Source organism: Brevibacillus sp. FSL K6-6036 (assembly GCF_037964015.1).
Classification (GTDB): Bacteria; Bacillota; Bacilli; order Brevibacillales; family Brevibacillaceae; genus Brevibacillus; species Brevibacillus borstelensis.
Map to the genome: position 1 here is coordinate 3685655 of NZ_CP150173.1, position 23582 is coordinate 3709236.

Sequence of the window (23582 nt, forward strand, 5' to 3'; positions counted from 1 at the left end):
GGAACTCACAAGCCCCTTCTCTTCCGAATCAGGGAGTCAGCCTTCCTGCATCTCCAGCCATTCCAGATACAGCCGTTCTCTTTCTGCCTCCACTGCTTCCAGCTCGGACTGCCACTCCATCAATTGCGTATAGTCATCGGAGCCTTGCGACAAAAGCTGCAAGAATTCATCCCGTCTTGCTTCCAGAGTCTCGATCCGCCGCTCCAGCTCCGCCAGCTTATACGTATTGATTCGCTTGGGAGAAGACTGCGGCGATGGCTGCTGAATTGCCATAGAGGGTGGTGTTTCGGGCATCGTATTTTCATTTGGAAGCGGACGTGTTTCGGTAGCGATCACGGACGTGTCTTGCTTCTCGGTTTTGGCTCCTGCTCCTGGTGTTTGGCCCAAGGCAGGCTTCGCTTCTTCATTCGCCTTTATCGCCGACGCTCCTGGACGGCCCTGTCTCGAAGAGCCTCTTTCTCGCTCTTTTTCTTTTTCTTTCTCCAGCTTTCTCTTTTCGACCGCCTCCTGGAACGTGCCTTCATAGTGCATGAGCCTGCCTTCCTCGATCCAGAAAACACCGTTTACCATTTTCTGCAAAAAGTAGCGGTCATGCGAGACGATGAACAAGGACCCGCGGAAGTCAGCCAGCGCTTCCTCCAGCGTTTCGCGCGCCTCGATGTCCAGATGGTTGGTCGGTTCATCGAGAATGAGCAGGTTGATCTCCTGGTGCACAAGCTGGGCAAGGCGCAGTCTCATGCGCTCTCCGCCGCTCAATTGGCCGATTCGTTTAAACACATGCTCGCCGTAAAAGAGAAAGCGGGCAAGACGGTGGCGCGCCTCCGCTTCGGAGACGGCTGCTGTTTCCCGGAAAACGTCGATCACTCTCTGCTTTTGATCGCCTTCCAGCGCTTGCTGTGAAAGGTATCCGACCTTGACGCTGGCTCCCACTTTGACTGTGCCGCTGTCGGGGGCTACCTCCCCGAGCAGCATTTTGATAAACGTCGATTTCCCGCAGCCATTAGGGCCAAGCAGAGCTTTTCTTTCACCGTATCGGAGCAGCAGATCGGCCCCATTCATCAAGCATTTCTCCCCGTATGACTTGCACAGTCCGGAAGCGATCAGGACATCCTGGCCGCTGCGATCCGTCTTTTGAAAGGACAGTCCCATCCGCTCTGCTTCCATCCGCGGACGTTCGATCCGCTCCAGCCTTGCCAGCGCTTTTTCCATGCTTTTGGCGCGGCGGTGAAACGCTTCATTCGGCGGATTAGAACGATTTCCCCACTCCTTCAAGCGCTTGATCGTCTCCTGCATTTTCTTGATCTTTTTCTGCTGCTCCTGGTAAGCCTCGAACTGGCGGAGCAGCCGCTCTTCCCTTTCCGTGACAAAATAGCTGTAATTGCCCAGGTAATGCTCCACCTCGCCCCCGTCCACATGGTAAATCGACGTGACGACGGCGTCGAGGAAAAAACGGTCATGGGAGATCAACAGGACTGTCCCTGCGTAGTCTTTGAGAAAGCCCTCCAGCCACTCCATGGCGTCTACGTCCAAATGGTTGGTCGGCTCATCGAGAAGCAGCACATCGCTTCTCTCGCACAACAGCTTGGCAAGGCCGACCTTCGTTTTCTCTCCGCCGCTCAACTGTACGAACGGCGTTGACAGCAGCCACTCTTCGATGCCCAAGCCTTCGATCACCTGCGCCATGCGGACCTCCCACGTATACCCGCCCAACTGCTCAAAAGCTTCCTGCTTCTGCTGATAGCGATGGATCAGCCGCTCCAGATCGCGGTCCTCTGCGGTCACGAGGCTCATCTGCCGCTCCAGCTCCCGGATCTCCTGCTGCAAGCGGAGACCATCCGCAAAAGCGCTGGCGATCACGTCCTGTGCCGTCCAATTTTCCGGGTACTGCGGGTTTTGCGGCAAATAGGCCCAGACACTTCCCTTTGCCCTAAACAGCTCTCCTTGATCCTGCTGCTCCAATCCGGCCAACAGCTTGAACAGCGTAGTTTTTCCCGCTCCATTGGGGCCGACGAAGCCGACCCGCTCTCCTGCTTTGATCTCCAGCGTTACCCCTTCCAGTACGGGGTTTGCTCCATAGCCTTTATGAATGTTCTGTGCAGAAACGACGATCATGATTTTTTCCTCCTCAGGTCGGCTCACTTGAAATGTAAATGAAAACAGCAAAAAGCCGCAGGCATAAACCTGCGGCATCGGTTGCGTGTAGAAGATAAGGTGGTTGACGAACTATGATTCAGTTCGCCTTGTCACCTGCGGTTGCAAGTATCGATGCACGGTACGCCTGTTTTGTTCCGTTCGGTTGTATGACCAAAAAAGGGCAGACTTTCCCCTTGGAGCAAAAAATCATGTGTCATACTGCTAGTTTCCACAACAAACCAAGCTTGAACGGTTCCAAACACGTACCTGCACCTCCTTCCTGAGGATAAGCATTTTCCAATATTTTCACTATACACGACTCTTTTTGGAAAAACAACTGGGCAGCCGCTTAAATTGAATACGGCAAACCTGTCGCCTTTCGCTTCAAAAAAGAGGGCCAGGCCGGCTGATCCCGTGTGGGGCAATCGCCTGCTCTGACACCCATTGCTTGACCGAATTCCGGATTACATCCCTTGCGCCCCTTCAAACAACGGCTTTTTCGTATTGGCATCCAGCACGAGCAGCGTTGTATACGGCGGCAGCTTAACCTTGGCCACGATAAACGGATACGAAATCACTTGCGCATACATCCGGCCCGGCTCCGGCTTGGTCAGCTTCACGTACACCTTCAGCTGCTCCCAGCTCATTTCCGTATTCACGATTTCGATGCCGTAACCGGGGTTGGGCGCCTGACCGCGGGCGATCACGTACAAATCACCCTTTTGATGCACGCCCTGCGTCCCTTTTACCTGCTGGACAAACGCTTTTTCGTCCTCGCTCAGCGAAGTGAAGTCCACTTGCTTGAACTCTTCATTTCCCACTGGCGCCACGATTTCCACCGTCCTCGTTTGGGGATTCCACTTCAACTCGTACCCGCTTTTCTCCGTCATCCATCTGAGCGGCACATACATTTGCTTGTTGTGGAGAATCGCGCCCTGGTCGATCTCCGACCACTTGTTGTCGACAGCGACCCGCTTCGTGTTTATCTGAAAGGAGATAGTCTTTCCGTCAGGCAGAGTGACAGCGACCTCTTTTTGATTGTTGCCGGCTTGCCACTTTGCTTGCAGGATGCCCGCCATGTCTTCAATCGCCAAATACGTACGGCCGTCGATGATGATGGCTGGCTGCTTCAACTGCAAAGCCTGCCCGTTTACGGAAATTTGTGTGTTGCTTGCCGGACTGGCGGCTGCGTTGCCGGATGCATTCCCCGCAGCGCCCACAGGTACTGCCATCAAAAGTTGAAGCCCGATCAAACAAGCGATTGCACGTTTTCCTCTCATGTTCAATTCCTCCATTAATACAGCCGGTTTACCTTGTTTGACTGTGTATCGCCATGAAACGTTTCACAATCAATCAAAACAATCTTCATGAAGGAGAGTGCCCGTTATCGCAAGAAAAAATTACCCACCATGATGACAGCAGGGATGGAAACGAGGGCCAGCAGGGTCGAAAAAACCGTCGTCATCGCCCCCATCTCTTCATCTGCCGCGTATCGCGCGAACAGGATCGATGCCATCGTCAGCGTCGGCATCGCTACCTGGATGATCGCGACACGGGTAATCTCCCCATCCAAATGGAGAACGGACAGCAGCAAAGCAGCGGACAGCGGAAAGACGATCAGCTTGAAGGTCAGCGGCATGCCCAGAACCGGGAGTGAGAAATGGGGCTTTTTCCTGAGCAGCAGCGGCAGCAGCATCCCTATGTACATCATCGCAAGCGGAGAAGCCAGCTTTGCCAGCGTGCCGACCAGATGCTTGACCGGCTCCGGAGGCATGAATCCCGCCATGGCCGCTCCCAGTCCGAGAACGATGGCGATCATCGGAATATTGACCATCGCCTTCAAGCCTTTCAGACTAAAGGCCCCTTTTTCCTGGAGCATCATTACCGCTACGGTCCACATCACGACGTCCACCCCCGCATCAAATACGGCTGCCAAAAGCGCTCCTTTTGGCCCGAACAGCGCCGCGCAGAGCGGGAGTCCGATAAAGCCCGTATTCCCCAATCCGGAGAGAATCGCCATCTCGCGCCGTTTCTTTTCCGGCAAAGGCAAGGTCCGCGCCCCCAGCCAACCGAGCAGGATGCCGAGACAATTCAATAGTACGGAAATACCAAAAATGATAACAATTTGCGTCATCGTCTGGCTGTCGATCGGCGTCTGGAACACCCCGTCCAAAATGATGCACGGCATAGCCACGTTGACGATAATCGTGATGATGAGCTGACGGGATTCCCCCGTCAGCGGTTGACGATATCCGATCACACTTCCAATCGCAATGATCACCGCCATCAGCAGAATCGATTGGAGCAGCAGCGATATTTCCATATATGAGTGCCTCCCTTGCTACATCTCCACCGATATCCAGGTCAGTCCCGACGGCTCTCCTTTTTCGCAGGTACGCAAAAGATCGCCCAATACAGGTATGGCCTGTTCCAATTCGATACACCAGGAAGCCGGAAAAGAAACATCCGCCCCTTCGATCGTCAAGGTGCTCATCGTTCCGGCCGGCTTGTCGGCGGTCAAAACGTAATGGCGCGCCTCAGGCTCATGCTCTTTCCACTGGACCAGAATTTGGCCCTGATTACCGCCGGCTACCACCAGGTCGACATGATCGCCGTATGCGGCATGGACCAGCGTCCTCGACGTACCGTTCAACTGGGCGATTTCCTTCAATACTTCATGCCAGCCCATGTGATTCTGGTCCTGGCCGCTCGCATCCGTATACATCCGCCAATCGTTTAGCATGCTGTTCTTCTCCTTTATTTGCGACAAAAATAATGACGACAAAGTGATGTTCATATATAACAGTACCCCCGTGCAAAACGAACGGGGGCAATGATACTCGTCCTTATTTTACGCTTCTTCCTTCACATACTCAACTACCACTTCGGTTCCAAGGCCGCCGCGCGCATTCCAGACGGCGACGATGCGCATGTACAGCGGATCGCAGCACGCCACCAGATCGTTTAATATCCGGTTCGTCGCATGCTCCTGATATATTCCGACATTGCGGTACGAGGTCAAATAGTACTTCAGCGACTTCATCTCAATCAGCTTTTCATTTGGCACGAGATAAATTTTCAGGTCTGCGAAGTCTGGCAGACCCGACCACGGACAAACAGATGTAAATTCATTCGTAGGCATCATGATTTCGGTACGCTTTCCCACGTATTCGTACGGAATCGTCTCGAGAATGTCGACCAGAATCGCCGATTCATCCTGTGTATCAAAACGAATGCTGTTGTACTTGCTGTGATTGTGCTCCACTGTTGCCATTTCCTTCATCGGTCCTTTCCATTTTTATTGTGTGTGATCGGGAAGCTTTGTTGCGTGATCGGGAAGCTCCTTGTGCCTTTTCCCCGCTTCAACCGGCCAAGCCAGAGACAGCTCGCTGCCTTCTCGCTCCTTTGACGACCAGATAGGACAACGGCGTATCCACGACGGCAATCATCGTTTTCACCAAATACTGAAACATGATCATCTGCAGCAAGGCATCTGTCGGCATCGTCCCGTAAAAAGCGATGACGATAAAGATCGATGTGTCGAGCAACTGACTGATTGCAGTCGATACGTTTTTGCGCAGCCAGAAATGCTTCTCCCCCGTTCGCCGCTTAATGAAATGAAAGACCTTGACGTCAGCCATTTGCGCGGCAAAATAGGACAGCATGCTGGCAATGACCACGCGCGCGGAGGAAGCCATGACGGATTCGTACGACTCCTGGAGCGGCCAAAAGCCGGCAGGAGGCAGAAGAATCGTCGCCTGGACAAAAAGGAGCATCAGAGCGTTGGCCCAAAAGCCTGCGTAGACGACCTGGCGGGCCCGTGCCTCCCCGTACAGCTCGCTGATCGCGTCTGTCAACAGATACGTCAGCGGATACCCAATCACCGCGGCTGGCAAAATCACGCCCCACAGGTCAATGACCTTTGCCGAAACGATGTTGGCAACAACCAGCAACGTCATGAACGTCGCTGTCAGGTAGAGAAAACGCTTCTCTTCCGGTGGAAAATTCATCGGATCAGTTCCTCCTAAAGCGAAGAGCAATCAGCCCGCCTCGATCCTGCTCACCTACGCAAAAAAGCCGCCTCCACGCGAAATGCAGGAGAGCGGCTTCCATAAGAACAGACCTTAGGCAATTGACTGCTCTCCCCTAGTTTTGTTTTACGAGAGGTGGGGATTCCGAACTCTCGCGTCTCGTAGACTTATAACAGGATATCAAATGGACATCCTTTTTAGAAGAGGGAGTTTCTGTTCCTTTTCTCCTTGTCCGTGCTTTTCTTCTCCCTCGCACTCTTTTCATTGACAAATAGAAGAAAGGCTTTTAGTATGAATCCATAAAATCATATCAACTTAGTGGGGGATTCACGATGAAAAAACTTGTTTTCACAGCATTAATTTCGACTTTATTGCTCGGAATTGCTGGATGCGGCAACTCTACAGCGCCTGCAAACCCAAATCAATCCGCAGCTCCTGACCAATCGGCGGCTGCTCCTCAAAACCTGTTGGAAAAAGTGAAAGCCGAGGGCAAACTGGTGATCGGCACAGAAGGCACCTATGCTCCCTTTACCTTCCACGACCAGTCCGGCAAGCTGACCGGCTATGACATCGACGTGGCTACAGAAGTAGCGAAGCGCCTTGGTGTAGAACCGGTCTTCCAGGAGACGCAATGGGATGCCATGTTTGCGGGACTCGATTCCAAGCGGTTTGACCTGATCGCCAATGAGGTCGGCATTCGTCCCGACCGTCAGGAGAAATACGACTTTTCTTCCCCGTATTCCGTTTCCCGCGCTGTGCTCGTCGCTCATAAAGACAACGAGACGGTAAAGGATTTTCCTGACATCAAAGGCCTCAAAGCCGGGCAATCGATGACAAGCAACTACGCCGACATGGCTCGCGAGCTGGGCGCCGAAATCGTCGCGGTGGACAACTTCAACAACGCCATCGAGCTGATCGCAAGCAGACGCGTCGATGTGGTGCTGAACGACAACCTGTCTGTTCTCGACTTCCTGAAGCAAAAGCCGGATACCCCGATCAAAATCGTCAAAGTCAAAGAAGAAGGCCTCAATTGCGGCTTCATGTTCCGCAAAGGCACCAGCAACGAACTGATCGAGGAGATCAACAAAGCGCTGGATGCCATGCATAAGGATGGCACGCTGAAGCAGATTTCGGAAAAATGGTTTGGCGAGGACATTTCCAAGTAAGCTCATTGCCCTTGACCAGGTGGCACGGTCTCTTTTCCCGTCGGAGAAGAGATCTGCCACTTTTCTTCTGCATGATGGAACCGATTGACAGCCGACGCTTTTTCGCAGCCCTTTAGAGCTGATTTCTTTATTGACAAAACAGGCAAAGACTTTTAGTATGTTCTAAACAAATCACATCGGTTTAGTGGGGGATTATTTATGAAAAAATTATTGTTTTCCGCACTCATCTCCTCTCTTATGTTTGGCATCGTGGGATGCGGCTCGTCCGGCACTGCTTCGACAACGAATAACGCCGCTCCGGCCCCTGCTCCTGCACAGGCCCCTTCCGAGCAAAAGGCAGAACAAAACCTGTTGGATAAAGTAAAAGCCGAAGGGAAACTGGTGATTGGTACGGAAGGGACGTATGCCCCCTTTACTTTCCACGACCAATCCGGCAAGCTGACCGGTTTTGACGTAGAAGTGATCAGCGAAGTGGCCAAACGTCTCGGGGTGGAACCGGTCTTCCAGGAAACACAGTGGGATGCCATGTTCGCCGGCCTCGACTCCAAGCGGTTTGACCTCGTCGCCAACCAGGTCGGCATCCGCCCGGATCGTCAGGAGAAATACGATTTTTCCAACCCCTACACCGTGTCGACTGCTGTACTGGTGACACATAAGGACAACAACACCGTCACTGGCTTTGACAGCATCAAAGGATTGAAAGCAGCGCAAACCTTGACCAGCAATCTGACAGACATCGCCAAGCAAAACGGCGCAGAAATCGTCGCTGTGGAGGGCTTCAACCAAGCGATCGACCTACTTGTCTCCAAGCGTGTCGACGTCACGATCAATGACGGCTTGTCCCTGCTCGATTTTCTGAAGCAAAAGCCGGATACCCCGATCAAGATTATTGCCAAGCATCCGGACGGGGCGAAAAACGGTTTTCTGTTCCGCAAAGGCAGCACCGAGCTCGTAGAGGCGGTCAACAAAGCGCTTGACGATATGATGAAAGACGGTACGTTCCAACAAATCTCCGAGAAATGGTTTGGTGCAGATGTTTCTAAGTAACCTGTTTGGCAACCCGGAACGCTTTGACAGATGGGTAGAGATTGCGCAGAGCTCCTTTTGGCCGCTTCTGAAAGGCGCTCTGACGTACTCCCTGTCCCTCTCCCTGATTTCGTTCGCCATCGGGCTGGTCATCGCCATCCTGACGGCGCTGGCCCGAATTTCCGGCAACAAAGTGCTGGTGGGCGTCGCCCGCACGTACGTTTCGATCATTCGCGGAACGCCGTTGCTGGTGCAACTGTTCATCATCTTTTTCGGTCTGCCCAGCATCGGCGTTACGATCGATTCGTTCCCATCAGCGGTGATCGGCTTCTCTCTCAATGTCGGCGCCTACGCTTCGGAAGTGGTCCGGGCCGCGATCCTGTCCATACCAAAGGGACAGTGGGAAGCCGGCTATTCACTCGGCATGACGTATCGGCAAGCGCTGGTGCGCATTATCCTGCCGCAGGCGGCGCGCGTGTCTGTCCCGCCTCTGTCCAACTCGTACATCAGCTTGGTAAAGGATACGTCGCTCGCTGCGGCTATCCTCGTTCCCGAGATGTTTCGCAAAGCGCAGGAGATCGCAGCGGCTACGTATGAACCGCTCCTGGTCTACTCAGAAGCGGCACTGATCTACTGGCTGATCTGTCTGGTACTCTCGGCGATCCAGGATCGCATCGAGCACAGGCTTGACCGCTACGTCGCCTAGAGGGGAGCATACGCATGATAACTATCAGCAACATTCATAAACGATTTCACGATCTGCACGTCCTCAAGGGCATCTCGCTGACGGTAGAGAAAGGAAAGGTCGTCGTCATCATCGGGCCGTCCGGTTCCGGCAAAACGACGCTGCTCCGCTGCCTGAACGCTCTGGAGATCCCGACCGAGGGCAGCGTGCAAATCGGCGATGTCCAGCTTGACTTTTCCCGCAAAGTCGCAAAATCGGATATCCCGAAGCTGCGCAAGCAGACCGGGATGGTCTTCCAAAGCTACAATTTGTTCCCGCACATGACGGCGCTGCAAAATGTCATGGAAGGCCCCGTCACCGTAAAAGGAGAAAAACCGGAGACCGCAAGAGGCAAGGCGGCGCAGCTGCTGTCCAAGGTAGGACTGGCTGACAAGCTCGACCACTACCCTGCTCAGCTATCCGGCGGCCAGCAGCAGCGTGTCGGGATCGCCCGCGCTCTCGCCATGGACCCGAAAGTAATGCTGTTTGACGAGCCTACCTCCGCGCTCGACCCCGAGCTGGTCGGCGAAGTGCTAAAGGTCATGAAGGAGCTGGCTGTCGAAGGGATGACCATGGTGGTCGTCACGCATGAGATGGCATTTGCGCGCGAAGTGGCAGATGAAGTCATCTTTATGGACCAGGGCGTGATCGTCGAGCGCGGTGCGCCGGAGCAATTGTTTACGAGCCCGAAAGAAGAGCGGACTCGCCAGTTCCTCCAGCATTTGAAAAAATAATTCGCTGCGTGCAAGCTATTGATTTCTGTTATCTTGTGATAGCTTTCCCGCATCGTCTATGTAAAAGAAAGAAGACTCGCTTCCTTGGAAAGCAGGGTCTTCTTTCTTTTTTACAAATTAGTCGTCCAGGAACGCGAAGATCAAAACAATGATCAGGATGATCCAGATGAAATTGTTATTGTGAAAACCTCCGCTCATTTGCATGGCCTCCTCTGTGATTGTCTGAAGCAGGCGTCAGAAATGGCGACGCCGCTCCTTTTCACAGAATATGAGAGAGTCTCCCTGTTCGTATGGATGCTCGTCTACAAGACAAAAAATCAGGCCAAAAAAGGCTCCAGACCTCCCCTTTCCAAAAAATTAACAAAGCCTTTATCGTTTCTCTATTTGTTCTTAACATGAAAAACCTATGATGGGAGGTGTCAGACCCTACGATGGACATATCGTCCTCCATTGCCGTCCGTTGACCCCCTTTCAACGGGCGGTCTTTTTCTGACCACATGCGGCGCTTCCCCGGAAGCCCGCTTTTTTGCTGCCCTGACCTATGGGCACCACAAGCAGGAAAAGCCAAAACAGGGCAGAACCTCATGATAGGATAGGGAAGTGCGTGACTTGAAGCCATTACTCACCATCTGTCGTTTTCAAATAGCGAAGGTGCGGTTGCAACTGGGGACAGCTTGCGGAAGCTCCCGTTAGTCTCGGATCGGAGGGAAAGAATGAACGTGAAAGAAAACAGACCAGCTTTGCTCAAGCCCGGCTTGTTTGGCATCGAGGCTGCGGCCGACAGACGCCGCAACGAATTTGATTTCCACAATGAGGCCTTGCTGCATCACCAAAGGAAAATTGATTTTGTCTTTTTCGGGGACTCGATTACGCACTGGTGGGACGTCGACACCTATTTCGGCGGTGCGGGCCGTGTCATAGTCAACCGGGGAATCGGCGGAGATACGACCGCTTTTGCCCTGCGTAGGTTTGCCGCTGATGTGGTGCAGCTCCGCCCTGCTTACGCGATCATCCTTCTCGGCATCAATAACACGTGGGCCCTGGACGAGTGGCTGCCAGAGGACCGCAAGCAGCCGGAGCACATACAGCAAGAAATCGTCGACGATCTGGCTGCCATGTTGACGCAAGCCAGAGAAAACGGGATTGCTCCGATTCTCTGTTCCCTGCTTCCGACCCGGATGGAGCGCTACGCCAAAAACAGCTTGCGAAACGAGCTGGTCGCCAGCATCAATAAAGCCTTGCAGGAATACGCACGCGCTGAAAACATCATCTTTGTGGACTACCACCGGCACATGACTGACGAAGACGGTCTCACTTTGCGGGAGGAGCTCGCCGATGACGGCCTCCATCCTCATGTGCTCGGATACGACCTGATGGCCCGGGCCCTGCGGGAGACGCTGGCCGCACACGGGATCGAAATCGGATAAGGACAAGAAGACAGCAAAAAAGGACAGCCCGCCTCCCGAGCTGTCCTTTCTTCTGTATGAGGTTATTCCATCATCCGTACCAGCTTGCGCGATACGAGCAGGAGCACCAGCCCCAGTACAATCGCCATCAAACCGATGATACCAAACACTTCAAAGTATCCGAGCGACTGTGTAAAAGCGGCCAATTGGCCGGCCAGGATGTTTGCCACTCCGGAGCTTGCCAGCCATACGCCCATCAACAGCGAGGCGAGTTTGACCGGAGCGATCTTGCTGACCATCGACAGCCCGACAGGAGACAGGAACAGCTCACCGAGCGTATGCATGAGGTAGGTCAACACAATAATCATAATATTTGACTTTGTCAGGATGTTGTTTTCGTCGCTTCCGGTCTGCATGACAGCCAGCAGCAAAATCATGTACCCGAGACCGAGCAGGATCATTCCCAGTCCCATCTTCGTAGGAATATTCAAGTCGCCTCGCTTGCTGTTGGCCAGCTTCACCCACAGCATGGAGATAACGGGTGCCAAAAGCACAATAAACAACGGATTCAAGGATTGAAACCAAGAGGTCGGAACCTCCCAGCCGCCAATGGTACGATCGACAAACAGGTCTGTGTACAGTGTCAAAGAGCTCCCCGCCTGTTCAAATCCTGCCCAGAAAAAGACGACAAAACAGGCCAAAATGACGATGACGGCGGTTCTTTGCTTCTCCTTCTTGGTGAGCGGCCGATTGGCGGCTTCCTGCTGCCCCGGAGCTTCACTCTTTCCGAGCGGCTGTTTGCCGATATCCCCCAGGTAGCGGTTGCCAAGCAGGTTGAAAGCGATCTGACCGATCACCATCCCGATGGCGGCAGCCAAAAACCCGTACTTGAAGCCGTACATTTCCACACCGTCCAGCGCGGTCTTGAAGTGCTCCTCCGCCAAATAGCCGCAGATCAGCGGTGCGAAGAGCGCTCCCACGTTGATCCCCATGTAGAAAATCGTAAACGCGGCATCCCTGCGCTTGTCATTTTCGGGGTAAAGCTCACCGACCAGCGTAGAGATATTCGGCTTGAAGAAACCGTTTCCAATAATCAGGAGAACAAGGCCCAGATACAATCCAGTTGTGCTCTGTACGGCGAACAGAAGAAAGTTCCCCACTGCCATGGTAATACCGCCCATGGTAATCGCCAGTCTTCTGCCGAGATACCGGTCCGATAAATACCCGCCGATGATCGGCGTAAAGTAAACGGCACCGGTAAACAAGCCGTAGATGCTCAACGCCAAGCCCTTTTCAAAGCCTAGTCCGCCGCTGATCAGCGCTGTGGTCAAATACAGGGTTAACAGGGCGCGCATGCCGTAATAGCTAAAGCGTTCCCAAAGCTCCGTAAAGAACAACAAATACAATCCTGGAGGATGTTTTTGTTTCCCTTGCTGTGAGTTCACAGTTGCGTCCATTGATGTCCCTCCCAGATGTCAGACAACTATCGTATGAATCATATCACAGTTTTCTCGAATATACTTTTATTAAAAATATTAACTACTTTTTTATAATTGTTAAATTTATATAGAATAATGATATGTCAACCTTGTCATTCCTAGTTATTTTTTATACTGTACTCCATCTCTTTGTTTACTATTTGTTAAAAAGTGGAGGATTATACAGGCCAGAAAGGGAGTGGCCCGATTTCCTGACATCAGGAAAACGACGCAGATCTTTTCCTGGATCGGAAAGTCCCCCGTCGTTGTATTCCCGTGACACATCGCTTTAGCCATTTCCCTTTCGGTTCACCACTTTTTCGGCTTCTGCTGAAAGTGGCCTTCTCCGCCGCTTGATCAGCCCAATGATCAAGGTCAGAGCAGGAAGCAAAATCTGCATGGTCGCCGAGTAAAACGGCTCAGAGGTGGTAAACAGATTGATCAGATCAGCGAATCCCGGAGCAAGCCACAAGCTGAACACGATGATCAGAATGCCGACGGAATAGACGATCGGCCGGTAATCCGAAAGGTGAAAGCATTGAGCCACACTGATAACGGTCACATAGTACCACATCGAAATTTGAAAAAAACCGCCCATGACCCACAGCGCCATTACCATGGCATCGAGATGCTCCAAAAATTCTGCCATGCTGATATAGTGGGATGCATTGAAGACCGGAAAAAACATCCTTCCGGTTATTTCTCCAAACAGAAACAGAGCGGACAGATTCGCGATGACCATCGTGACCAGCATCAATGCAACGGCCCACATCCCCGCTCTCAACGCTTTATGCGTTTCCTCTGCACGCAGATGCGGAAAGAGAAAGGAAATAAAGAGAAATTCCATAAACCAGGTTAACGGCGTTACGGCACCAGCCAGGGAAGGTCTAAGCCCGTTCTCCATAACGGGAAGCATATGAGTCGGCTCATACCGCGGAATGAGCAGCAAAACAATCCCGATCAAAAAGAGACCAAAGAGCGGACCGAGCAAGAGAGAAAAGCGCCCCAACACCTCGATCCCGGAGCGCACTGCGAATGCTGCCGTGAGCACGATGCTGCCCATCACGACCACAATCGGCGTTTTCAGCAAGATCGTACCGACGATAAATTCGCCGTATTCACGGACAATCAGGCCTGCTCCGTGCACCAAAAAAAGAATGTACAGAAGAGCAGCTGCCTTTCCCAAACGGGGTCCCAGAACCGCCTCTCCGGTTTGAATGATCGATTTGCCGGGGGTCAACCTGTAAAGCGACCAAGCCAGCCATACAGCCAAAAAACCGGACAGCGACCCCCAAAAGGGAGAAATCCACATGTCTTGCTTTGCTTCCTTCGCTGTAATCGCCGGAATGATAAGAATGGCCGTAGCCCCGACCATCAAATACATCGACAGGCACATTTGCAGAACAGAAATTTTGCCTCGATCCAGCATGTCCATTACTCCCCTGCGTTACCGGACCCTTTCCCGATCAAGGGATAAAGCGGTCTGTAAAGGAAATCCACGAGCTGGGTCAGTCCTGGCATTTCCGGAAAAAAAATCAGCAAGCTTCCCAGCCCCCATCCTGTCACTGTGATGACCAAAAATACGGTTCGTTCCCGCTTCATTTCTGCCGTCAACCGCGGAAGCTCGTACCATGCAAGCACGAGTGCCAAAACGGTCAGCGCGGCTACACCCACCCACTTCAATATGCCCCAGCCCCTTTTTTATTGATGGGGATTGGACACCCCGGGTCGCAGCACTTCGGCTGTCGACTGAATGTCCACCTCGATCTCGGAGAAGGTGCGTTCCCAATCTGCTACGGCTTTTTTCCATTCCTGTGGGTACTTTCGATGAAAGACGCCGGAAAAATCGAACACGTCCGCATGCAGGACATTCTGTGCTTTGTTCAGGGAAGCTTTTATGACCGACCGAGTATATGCGGCGGCGTAGGACTCTACGATGGAGACATCTGCCGGTATGGTCATATTCAGATTCGTCGTATTTTGTCTGACATCGTATTCGGCGTGCAGTTTGACCTGCATGGACCACTTGCTGTTTTTGACCTGCGGGCTGAGAACTGCCCTGCCCCTGACCATCTTCAGAGAAACATATCCCTTATGCTTTTCGATCGGAATGGTGATCATGACAAATTTGATCCTGTTTCGAAGCCACAGCACCCCTTGCGCTTCCCTCTCGTCCATTTGCCCCGCCCACTTCCCTTTTTTCAGCACGCCCATTCCGTAGATGTAGGGAACTGGCCCGCCATCTTGCTCCGGCAATGTTGCCACCAGGGGAATGATCGATACTTTTGCCGGATTCTCCATCATCTGGGCCAGCTCTTTTAAGGTCACGCCTTCACCTTTTTGGGCCTTGGCGATCTCTTCGAGCGACTTGGAGCTGCTTCTCTCAAGCGGCGGCTTTTGCTTCAAAATATCTTTGGCCTTGCCTCTGCTCACGAACAAATAGGCAAGCCCGCGAGGACCCGGCTGCCGAAAAAAATAATCGACATGGCCTTCAATTCCCGTTCTTGCGATGTCCCTGCCAAAGATAAACACCTCCGTATGGCCCCAAAAAACTTGTGCGGAAAGCGTGTCCTGCAGACTTTCTACCGCGTCGGCCAGAGTGATGCCTGTCGCTGATTGCACGACGGTTTGGTCGGCCTCTTCCTGCTGTCTGCCCGCGTGATTGACATAGAGCTGGACCGATAGCTCTACCTTTTTGTCTTCGGTCAGGTCGACACCCGCTGCAGTAATAATCGCGATGTCATTAATTTCTTTGCGATCCCAACAACCGGTCAAGCCAAGCAGCAGAAGAACGACTCCAAGCAACCGGTACACCTTCACTCCTTGCCGCTCCTCCTTCATCCGACAGCCTTTTTCATCCTCGTCTTCGCCGCTCCTTCTGCCTACCTGCTAGGTAGTATCGGGCTCTTGATCGCGGCCTGTATTCTTGCCCCTGTGCTCATCCACCGACGCATCCGTCATCCAGAGAGGCACTCTCGCCATCACGTCGGACAGCTCCTGCAGGTTTAACGGCGCAAGCGGGCTTAAATACGGGACGCCAAAGGATCGCAGGGTAAACAGATGCGTGAGCAGCATCAGCAGTCCCAGCATCAGCCCCATAATGCCAAAAATGCCGGAGAGCAGCATGATCGGAAAACGCAGAATTCTGATCGCCACTCCAAGCGTGTAATGAGGAATGATAAAAGACGCGATGCCAGTGATTGCGACAACCATGACCATCGGCGAAGAGACGAGCCCTGCTTCAATCGCCGCTTGCCCGATAACGAGGGCACCTACGATGCTGACCGCCGCCCCGACCTGCTTGGGCAGGCGGACACCCGCTTCCCGCAACGCTTCAAAGGTGATCTCCATCAAAAGCGCTTCCAACAACGCAGGGAATGGAACAAGCTCCCGGGAGTTGGCCATCGTCAAAAGCAGCGCCGTCGGAATCATTTCCTGATGAAAAGAAACGATTGCCACATAAAAGGAGGGGCCAAGCAGCGCAATAAACAAGAACAGATAGCGCAGCCACCTGATCACGGTGCCAAAGAAATAGCGCTCGTAATAATCCTCGGGAGATTGCAGAAAGGAGTAAAAGGTCGTCGGAGCCACCACGGCGATCGGCGAGCCCTCGACGAGGATGACGACTCTGCCCTCCAATAATTGAGAGCAGGCAATATCCGGCCTCTCGGTCGACAGAAGCTGCGGAAAAGGAGAATACGGGTTGTCCTGCAGCAGCTCCTCCAAATCTCCGCTGTCCAATACCCCGTCGATCCGTATGCTGTGCAAACGTTTTTCCACCTCATCGACCAGCGCTTTCTCCGCGACTCCCTGAAGGTAGGCGATTACCACTTCGGTATGGGAGATGCTCCCCAATTTGTAGGACTTCATCTTCAAAAGCGGAGTGCGCAATCTTTTCCGCAAAAGCGAGGTGTTGATTTCTACGGTTTCCACGAAGCCTTCTCTTGGTCCGCGAACGACAGATTCGGCGATAGGCTCCTCGACTGAGCGCGTCTCCCACTTGGTTAATCCGACCGAGGTCGCAGTGTTTTCTCCATCCGTCAAAATGACAGGATTGCCGTCCATGACGTGTCTGACGGTCTCCTCGATAGTCCCGATCTCGCTTCCGGAGGCTACGGGGATGATCCCGTGAAACAAAGGGGACCCGGCCGATCTCCTCCGCCCCTCCAGCAAGGGGGTCAGCACCTGTTGATTGAGTTCCTCCTGATTGGCGGTGCCATTGATGTAGATCAGGATGGCTCTCCGGCTTCCACTTATCCAAAAATCATGAAAAAGAACATCCGTGCAATCGGCGAAAATGTTTCGGAGAATGTGCAAATTGCTTTCCAGCTCGAAAGACAGCGGCGTCAGTCCCCTCTCGTCTGAGCCGGGCTGAAAAGACAGGGAAGACAAGTGCCCCCCTGAGCGGAGCTTCCGCTTTTTCCATGATCTCGAGAAAATCATGCGGCATCTCCTTTTTTCCTCCATTGTTGACTTTCCCCCTACCTTTTATAACCGCTTCTCCAATGGTACGGAGGCAAAATAAAAAAACTGCCCGACAGGCAGTTTTTATGAGCAGTATGATGGAATCAGGAAGGATCGGCGTCCTGCTCCGATTGGATGTAGTGCTGTAGTTCTTCGTAAAACGTCGTGTTGCAAGCCATGACGCTGCTTTTCCGATCAAACGGCAACGGCTTCCCGTCCATTGTGGTCACCTTGCCTCCTGCTTCTTCTACCAGAATTCTCCCCGCTCCAAAATCCCAGGCGTTCAGCGAGAGGCTGACATACCCGTCGAGTCGTCCTGCCGCCACGTACGCCATTTCCAGGGCAGCGCTGCCCAGCAGACGCATGCCTCGCACCTTGCCGGCCAATTTTTTCACGATCAGGTCAATCCCCATTTGTTCCGCTTGTTTGTTCCAGAAAACGCTGGTACAAAGCAAAGCTTCCTCCAAGGAAACGGTCTTTTCCAGACGCAGTCTTTGGCCATTCAAATAAGCGCCTTGCCCCTTTACTGCGTGAAACATCTCATCCCGGGATGGATCATAGACGACACCGATCAATCCTTCCCCTTTGTGATAAACGGCAATGGAAACAGCAAAGTTGATCTGCTGATGAACAAAATTGGTCGTTCCATCAATCGGATCGATGACCCATAAAGTGTCATACTCGCCGGGATCTCCCGTAAACGTTCGCTCCTCGCCCAGTATGCCATGCTCGGGATACTGGCGCAGAATCGCATCGATAACATGCTTCTCCACTTCCTTGTCCACAGCTGTGACAAGATCTGAAGCGGATGTTTTATATTCGACAGTAAAAGGCTGCTTCATTCGTCTGAGACTGAGTTCTCCTGCGCTTCTGGCACAATCCAGAGCGAGTTCCTTGAGTGCCTCCAAGGTTGTTGCATGCACACGTATCGCCACCCACATCTTGACTTTGCCTCTAGTGTACCATACTTTCCCTGCTGATACACCCTGCTGTCCACCTGATGAAAGCCCGGCAAAAAGTCATGGGAGGCCTGTTGATTGGCCTCCCGTCTGGTCTTGCAGGATGCTGCAGGGAACATCTGTAAGTAAGGAACAGCGCTGGCAAGCAACGGCTACCGGCAGTGATGAGCGACAGCAGCTAACAGCAGCGGGTCACTCCGCCTTTTTCATAGCGCTCACGCAGCGCGTAGATATAATACTCTCTTTCCGTCATCGGAAAGTACCCGGGTTTGGCGTGGGTCTGGTACCAATGCTGCAGATAACGATCGTAGTCCGGCATGCCGAAGATGGTCTTGATGATCGAGCTGATCTGACGAAGGGACTTTTTGATCGTTCTCCACCTTTTTCTCATGCGATGGCATGTCCTTTGCCGTCGTAGTAATTGTCCCCTTTGGATTGAATGTACGGGGATTCGTGAAGCTCGAATTTCTTTCCGCGCAAAATGCTGATCCACAGCCGTATCCCGTCGGCAATAATCCCGATGATGATCGCCATGAAAATCGCGCAGACGGCAGCGTCAATCTGGTCATTCAGGATCATCTTCTGGGCTGCCTCCACTGTCTTGACACCCGCAGGAAGCGTTCCGGCATCAAGCGCCTTTTGGAATGCATCTGCGTGAGCCAGGAAACTGATCTTCGGATCGGCGTGGAACAGCTTTTGCCATGCAGCGGTCAGTGTAGCTGACGTCAGCCAAACCATCGGCAGCAAGGTGACCCAGGCGTACCGCGCCTTGCCCATTTTGATAATGAGCGTCGTACCGACAACGAAGGCGATTGCAGCCAGCATCTGGTTGGCGATACCGAACAGCGGCCACAGGGTATAAATTCCGCCCAGCGGATCGACAACCCCTTGGTAGAGGAAGTATCCCCAGCCTGCCGTGATGACGGCGGAGCCGATCAGGTTCCCCGGCAGCCAGTCTACCTGCTTCATTTTCGGGAAAATATTGCCCAGCATGTCCTGAACCATGAAGCGTCCGACACGCGTACCAGCATCGATTGTCGTCAAAATGAAAACGGCTTCAAACAAGATCGCGAAATGATACCAGAAGGCCATCAATGCCTTACCGCCCAACACCGTAGAGAAAATGGTCGCCATCCCGATGGCCAGCGAAGGTGCTCCGCCCGTCCGGGACAGGATCGTTTTTTCGTTGATGTCCTGTGCGAGTGTCGTAATCACATCGGGAGTGATCGTAAAGCCCCAGCTCGAAATCGTCTGTGCGGCGGCGACCGCATCCACCCCGATTACCGCAGCCGGCGAGTTAATGGCGAAGTAGACACCAGGTGTCAGTACGCAAGCCGCAATCATCGCCATAATCGCGACAGCAGATTCCATCAGCATCCCGCCGTAGCCGATCATCGGCGCATGCGATTCCTTGGCAATCATCTTCGGAGTTGTACCGGAAGAGACGAGCGCATGGAAACCGGAGACGGCTCCGCAGGCGATCGTAATAAACAGGAACGGGAACAGGTTTCCGGCAAAGACAGGACCGGTTCCGTCGATAAATTTCGTCAGAGCCGGCATCTCCAGCGGCGGCAGCGTCAGCACGATCCCTACAGCGAGAACGGCAATCGTTCCGACCTTCAAAAACGAGCTTAAGTAATCGCGAGGCGCCAGCAGCAGCCAGACAGGCAGGACAGACGCGACGAACCCGTAAGCGATAATCATCCAGGCGAGCTGAACCTTGCTAAAGGTAAACGCAGGTCCCCAGGTAGGAGATTCAGCGACCGCCTGTCCCCACCACAGAGACAGGAACAGAAGCACCAGTCCGATCAGCGAGCCTTCCATGACTCGCCCGGGGCGAATGTACCGCATGTACAGCCCCATCAGAATGGCAATCGGCAGCGTCATAAAGATGGTAAATGTCGCCCATGGCGATTCAGCCAGCGCATTGACAACGACCATGGCCAATACGGCAATCAAAATCACCATGATTGCTACGATCCCGATCAGGGCAAGCGCCCCGCCAAAAGGACCGATCTCTTCCTTGGCAATCTGGCCAAGCGACTTTCCATTGCGCCGCATCGAGCCGAACAGGATGATAAAGTCCTGTACCGCTCCGCCGATGACGACCCCGACGATAATCCAGATCGTCCCCGGCAGGTAGCCCATTTGCGCGGCCAATGTCGGTCCGACGAGCGGCCCGGCACCGGCGATGGCCGCGAAGTGATGCCCGAACAAGACCCATTTGTTGGTCGGAACAAAGTCCTTCCCGTCATTATTCACTTCTGCAGGTGTAGCCCGATTGTCATCGAGTCCCATGATCTTCCGGGCGATGAACCTGCTGTAGAAGCGATACGCGACAGCGTACGAACAGATCGCAGCTGTCAGCAGCCAGAACGAGTTGACGGATTCACCGCGTGACAGGGCCAGAAAGCCGAAGGCAACTGCCCCCAGCGCAGCAACCCCGCCCCAGATCAGGACTGAGAGAAGCCATTTTTTCATTCCTTTCTCCCCCTTGTAAAATGATGAATAGGAACATGAGGAATAAGACCTCAACCTACCCTATCACACGGTTGTACATCAAAAAAACAAAAATTGTCTGAACAGTAAAAAATCGAGCACGAAAGGAGAAAATGCAGGGTTGAAACGAAACGGCTCATGAAAGCGTCTTTTCTACACTGTTTGGACTTGTTCCCACTCTGCTGATTTCCTGGTGGCAAAAGGGCAATGAGCCTTTTCTGTTGATCATCGCAGGCATCGGGGCTATTTGGCTATTTTGGTGGACACGGAAAAGCTTCACCTGGCTGGCGGGATTATTGGCATTGTCCGCCTTATTTTGGGCTTTCCAGATGATGTAGAAAGATAACGGAATCCATGTCAATAAAAGGATAAAAGCATGTATCCGGGCAAGTGGCCGCTGCCGCAGCAAAAGCCATATTCCCGGATACATGCTTTTTTGTCAAAGTAAAAAAAGTAAGTTGGAACTAAAATCCCAGCCGTTTCTTCAACTCCTTCACGACATTGCGGCTTACCGGGACTTCCGTCCGCTGAGCGTCCTGCATGACCAGATAGAGCGCTCCCTTGAACCAGGGAACCAGCTCTGCAGTGCGGTACAGATTGGCGATGAACGCCCGGTGCGTCCGGAAAAATTGTTTGGGCGACAGCCTGCTCTCCAGCTCTTGCAGGGTAAAGGATGTGGCGTACTGCTCCTCTTCCGTATGTATGCTCGCGTATCGGCCGTCCACCGTAGCGTAGACGATATCGTTGGGATCGATCAGCATGATCTTCCCGTTGCGCTCCACCGGTATCCGGCGCGGCTGCTGATCTTGAAGTACGGTCTGGAGCAAGCTTTGCAGTTGCATTTCCAGATAAGGCTGCTGGGCCGCTTCGCTTCCCGGCAGCGGACGAAGCTTTCGGACACGGTTGATCGTTTTCTCCAATCGATGCTCGCTGAACGGCTTGACGATGTAATCCACCGCTTCCGTCTCAAAAGCCCGGACCGCGTGGATCTCATAGGCGCTGGCAAAAATAATGACGGGCGGCTGCACCATCAATTCGAGCAAATCCTGCCCTACATCGACGCCGTCGCGATCGTGCAGGTGAATATCGAGAAAGACGGCATCCGGCTCCGCGTCGGGAATAAGCTCGAGCGCCTCTTCCCCGCTCTCTGCTTCTCCAATGACGGCTACATCCGAAAATTGTTCCAGGAGATAGCGAAGCTCTGCCCTTGCCGGGGCTTCATCATCCACGATGAACACTTTCAGCATGAACTTTCACTCCTAAAGGCAATTCTATGAGACAAGTCGTTCCCAGCCCCTTTTTGCTGTCGATCACGATCCCGTACGGCTGGCCGTAGATGGCCTGCAGACGGCTCCTTACATTGGACAGCCCGATGCCGGACAGCCGGCGTTTTCCGTCCTGGGCCGGAGGGGGCGGGACAAACGGGTCCTTTTCCATGCCCACACCATTGTCCGCAACCTTCAGCTCCAATACCTGCTTGTCCTTCAAGCGGGCGCTGATTTTGACGACGCCTCCCTCGCGCTTCGGCAACAGTCCGTGCTTGATCGCGTTTTCCACGAGCGGCTGGAGGACGAGCCCGGGAACGACATAGCGGTCTACGCCCGGCTCGATTTCATATTCCACTTTCAGCTTTTCGCCGAAGCGGGCCCGCTCGATCGCGAGGTAAGCCTCGATGTGCTCCAGCTCCTCCGCCAGCGTCACAAAACCACCGCTGTCGTGCAAATTCTTGCGGAAATATTCTCCCAAATGAATGAGCAGCTCCCGCGCCTGCTCGGGGCGAAAGCGGATGAAGGAAACAATCGTATTGAGCGCGTTGAACAAAAAGTGCGGATTGATTTGCGCATGCAGCGCCTTGATCTCGGCATCCGCCAAAAGACGGGCCTGCTTTTCGAGATCGGCCAGCTCGAGCTGGGTCGAGATCAGGTTGCCCAGCCCGCGAACGAGCTCCAGGTCGACCGCCGACAGCTTGCGGGATCGATCCTGATACAGCTTGAGCACACCGGCTACCTCTCCCCGCTTGCGCATCAGCGGTACGAGTATGGCGCTGCGCAGTGTGCAGTTGTTTTCCCGGCAGCCGATCTCCTCTTTTGTCCCCGCGATCTTCACTTCCTTGGTCTCCAGCACTTCCCTGGTCGCTTTTGTGGTAATCTCCTGCCCGACCACATGATGAGAGGAGCCGGCGCCGACATGGGCAAGGACCGTCTTCGTGTCCGTAATCGCCACGGCCGCCACTCTGGTCGTGCGGAGGATTTCCTCGGCGACGCGCTTGGCTGACTCATAGGTAAGCCCTTGTCTGAGGTAAGAAAGCGTTTTGTCCGCGACCTGCATCGTTCGCTGAGCCTGAAGAGCGCCAATCCGGTCCTCTTCCGTCTTTGCCAGATCGATAATGATGATCAGGACGGCGATCCCGAGCGCATTCACCACCGACATCGGCACGCTGATGGCCTTCACCAATGCCAGGGCATCCGCATACGGCCTGGCCACCAGCAAAATGATCGCCATCTGCATCCACTCTGCGACGAATCCGACGGCCATTGCCGTCGTCCAGCGAATTTCCCGCGTCCGCCGGAACCTGTAAAAAAGGCCGGCCAAAACTCCTTCGCTGATCGTGGAGATGGCACAAGCCAGATCGGTGAAGCCGCCAAGCGTGTAGCGATGAATGCCGGCGACCAGCCCAGTCGCCAGACCTACCCACGGCCCTGCCAGAAGGCCCGCCACGATGGTGCCGATCACGCGGGAGTTGGCAATCGCGTCCTGGTACCAGATGCCGTTGTACGTGCCTAAAATCGAAATTCCGGAAAAGATGAGAACCATGACTGCTTTGTCTTTGTAAGTGGCTCGCTGGTTTAATAGGCTGCGAAATGCTTTGACGCGCGTGAACAGCAAGGCAGCTACGACCAGTACGGCAGTTCGTTCTGCCAAGGGGATCATGAGGGCCAAATTCATCCTTGTCGCTCCTCTT

21 protein-coding genes are annotated in these 23582 nt (G+C 53.5%); 5 read left to right on the plus strand and 16 right to left on the minus strand.

The features are described 5' to 3' along the window. Positions 1 to 36 precede the first annotated feature (36 nt). The 6 genes from NST37_RS18545 to NST37_RS18570 all read right to left on the minus strand — a co-directional run bounded on the left by NST37_RS18545 (position 37) and on the right by NST37_RS18570 (position 6143). Positions 37 to 2112, minus strand: coding sequence for an ABC-F family ATP-binding cassette domain-containing protein (locus tag NST37_RS18545; RefSeq protein ID WP_339185644.1), 2076 nt, complete (start codon positions 2110 to 2112; stop codon positions 37 to 39). A gap of 485 nt (positions 2113 to 2597) precedes the next feature. Further along, positions 2598 to 3413 carry a stalk domain-containing protein gene (locus NST37_RS18550; RefSeq protein ID WP_339185645.1) on the minus strand — a complete coding sequence of 272 codons (816 nt, stop codon included), beginning with the start codon at positions 3411 to 3413 and terminating at the stop codon, positions 2598 to 2600. 104 nt (positions 3414 to 3517) lie between these two features. Next, a complete protein-coding gene (locus tag NST37_RS18555) occupies positions 3518 to 4456 on the minus strand; it encodes an AEC family transporter (protein WP_003389058.1) in 939 nt (312 codons plus the stop codon). Positions 4457 to 4474: 18 nt separating this feature from the next. Beyond that, positions 4475 to 4876: a hypothetical protein gene (locus NST37_RS18560; RefSeq protein WP_003389057.1), complete on the minus strand. Its 402-nt coding sequence runs from the start codon at positions 4874 to 4876 to the stop codon at positions 4475 to 4477. 108 nt (positions 4877 to 4984) lie between these two features. Continuing rightward, positions 4985 to 5416, minus strand: coding sequence for a preQ(1) synthase (gene queF, locus NST37_RS18565; RefSeq protein WP_003389056.1), 432 nt, complete (start codon positions 5414 to 5416; stop codon positions 4985 to 4987). Positions 5417 to 5495: 79 nt separating this feature from the next. Further along, entirely contained in the window at positions 5496 to 6143 is a 648-nt protein-coding gene (locus tag NST37_RS18570; RefSeq protein ID WP_024983868.1) for a queuosine precursor transporter, read from the minus strand. A gap of 353 nt (positions 6144 to 6496) precedes the next feature. Here NST37_RS18570 and NST37_RS18575 point away from each other — a divergent pair, with 353 nt between their 5' ends. The 5 genes from NST37_RS18575 to NST37_RS18595 all read left to right on the plus strand — a co-directional run bounded on the left by NST37_RS18575 (position 6497) and on the right by NST37_RS18595 (position 11241). Beyond that, a complete protein-coding gene (locus NST37_RS18575) occupies positions 6497 to 7330 on the plus strand; it encodes a transporter substrate-binding domain-containing protein (protein ID WP_031933150.1) in 834 nt (277 codons plus the stop codon). 198 nt (positions 7331 to 7528) lie between these two features. After that, the gene (locus NST37_RS18580) at positions 7529 to 8377 is read left to right on the plus strand and encodes an amino acid ABC transporter substrate-binding protein (protein WP_003389051.1); all 849 of its coding nucleotides are present in this window, start codon (positions 7529 to 7531) and stop codon (positions 8375 to 8377) included. Continuing rightward, entirely contained in the window at positions 8364 to 9062 is a 699-nt protein-coding gene (locus tag NST37_RS18585; RefSeq protein ID WP_003389050.1) for an amino acid ABC transporter permease, read from the plus strand. The genes NST37_RS18580 and NST37_RS18585 overlap by 14 nt, the downstream gene beginning before the upstream one ends. A 14-nt stretch (positions 9063 to 9076) precedes the next feature. Further along, a complete protein-coding gene (locus NST37_RS18590; RefSeq protein ID WP_003389049.1) occupies positions 9077 to 9814 on the plus strand; it encodes an amino acid ABC transporter ATP-binding protein in 738 nt (245 codons plus the stop codon). Positions 9815 to 10527: 713 nt separating this feature from the next. After that, the gene (locus tag NST37_RS18595; RefSeq protein WP_003389047.1) at positions 10528 to 11241 is read left to right on the plus strand and encodes a GDSL-type esterase/lipase family protein; all 714 of its coding nucleotides are present in this window, start codon (positions 10528 to 10530) and stop codon (positions 11239 to 11241) included. A 62-nt stretch (positions 11242 to 11303) separates the two neighbouring features. Here NST37_RS18595 and NST37_RS18600 read toward each other — a convergent pair whose 3' ends face one another. The 10 genes from NST37_RS18600 to NST37_RS18645 all read right to left on the minus strand — a co-directional run bounded on the left by NST37_RS18600 (position 11304) and on the right by NST37_RS18645 (position 23566). After that, positions 11304 to 12677 carry a peptide MFS transporter gene (locus NST37_RS18600; protein WP_003389045.1) on the minus strand — a complete coding sequence of 458 codons (1374 nt, stop codon included), beginning with the start codon at positions 12675 to 12677 and terminating at the stop codon, positions 11304 to 11306. A gap of 310 nt (positions 12678 to 12987) precedes the next feature. Beyond that, complete coding sequence (locus NST37_RS18605; RefSeq protein ID WP_157211826.1) at positions 12988 to 14127, minus strand: endospore germination permease; 1140 nt, start codon at positions 14125 to 14127, stop codon at positions 12988 to 12990. A gap of 5 nt (positions 14128 to 14132) precedes the next feature. After that, positions 14133 to 14372 (minus strand): hypothetical protein, encoded by a 240-nt coding sequence (locus NST37_RS18610; protein WP_227278493.1) that lies wholly within the window; start codon positions 14370 to 14372, stop codon positions 14133 to 14135. 27 nt (positions 14373 to 14399) lie between these two features. Then, positions 14400 to 15539: a Ger(x)C family spore germination protein gene (locus NST37_RS18615; RefSeq protein ID WP_024983863.1), complete on the minus strand. Its 1140-nt coding sequence runs from the start codon at positions 15537 to 15539 to the stop codon at positions 14400 to 14402. 48 nt (positions 15540 to 15587) lie between these two features. Beyond that, entirely contained in the window at positions 15588 to 17141 is a 1554-nt protein-coding gene (locus NST37_RS18620; protein ID WP_157211825.1) for a spore germination protein, read from the minus strand. A 125-nt stretch (positions 17142 to 17266) separates the two neighbouring features. After that, positions 17267 to 18085: an inositol monophosphatase family protein gene (locus NST37_RS18625; RefSeq protein ID WP_024983861.1), complete on the minus strand. Its 819-nt coding sequence runs from the start codon at positions 18083 to 18085 to the stop codon at positions 17267 to 17269. Positions 18086 to 18299: 214 nt separating this feature from the next. Continuing rightward, the gene (locus NST37_RS18630) at positions 18300 to 18512 is read right to left on the minus strand and encodes a YbdD/YjiX family protein (RefSeq protein WP_003389039.1); all 213 of its coding nucleotides are present in this window, start codon (positions 18510 to 18512) and stop codon (positions 18300 to 18302) included. Then, positions 18509 to 20602: a carbon starvation CstA family protein gene (locus tag NST37_RS18635; protein ID WP_327925830.1), complete on the minus strand. Its 2094-nt coding sequence runs from the start codon at positions 20600 to 20602 to the stop codon at positions 18509 to 18511. The genes NST37_RS18630 and NST37_RS18635 overlap by 4 nt, the downstream gene beginning before the upstream one ends. Before the next feature lie 482 nt (positions 20603 to 21084). Continuing rightward, a complete protein-coding gene (locus NST37_RS18640; RefSeq protein ID WP_024983859.1) occupies positions 21085 to 21867 on the minus strand; it encodes a LytTR family DNA-binding domain-containing protein in 783 nt (260 codons plus the stop codon). After that, positions 21842 to 23566 (minus strand): sensor histidine kinase, encoded by a 1725-nt coding sequence (locus NST37_RS18645; RefSeq protein ID WP_003389035.1) that lies wholly within the window; start codon positions 23564 to 23566, stop codon positions 21842 to 21844. Before NST37_RS18645 ends, NST37_RS18640 begins: the two co-directional genes overlap by 26 nt. Between the last annotated feature and the right edge of the window lie 16 nt (positions 23567 to 23582).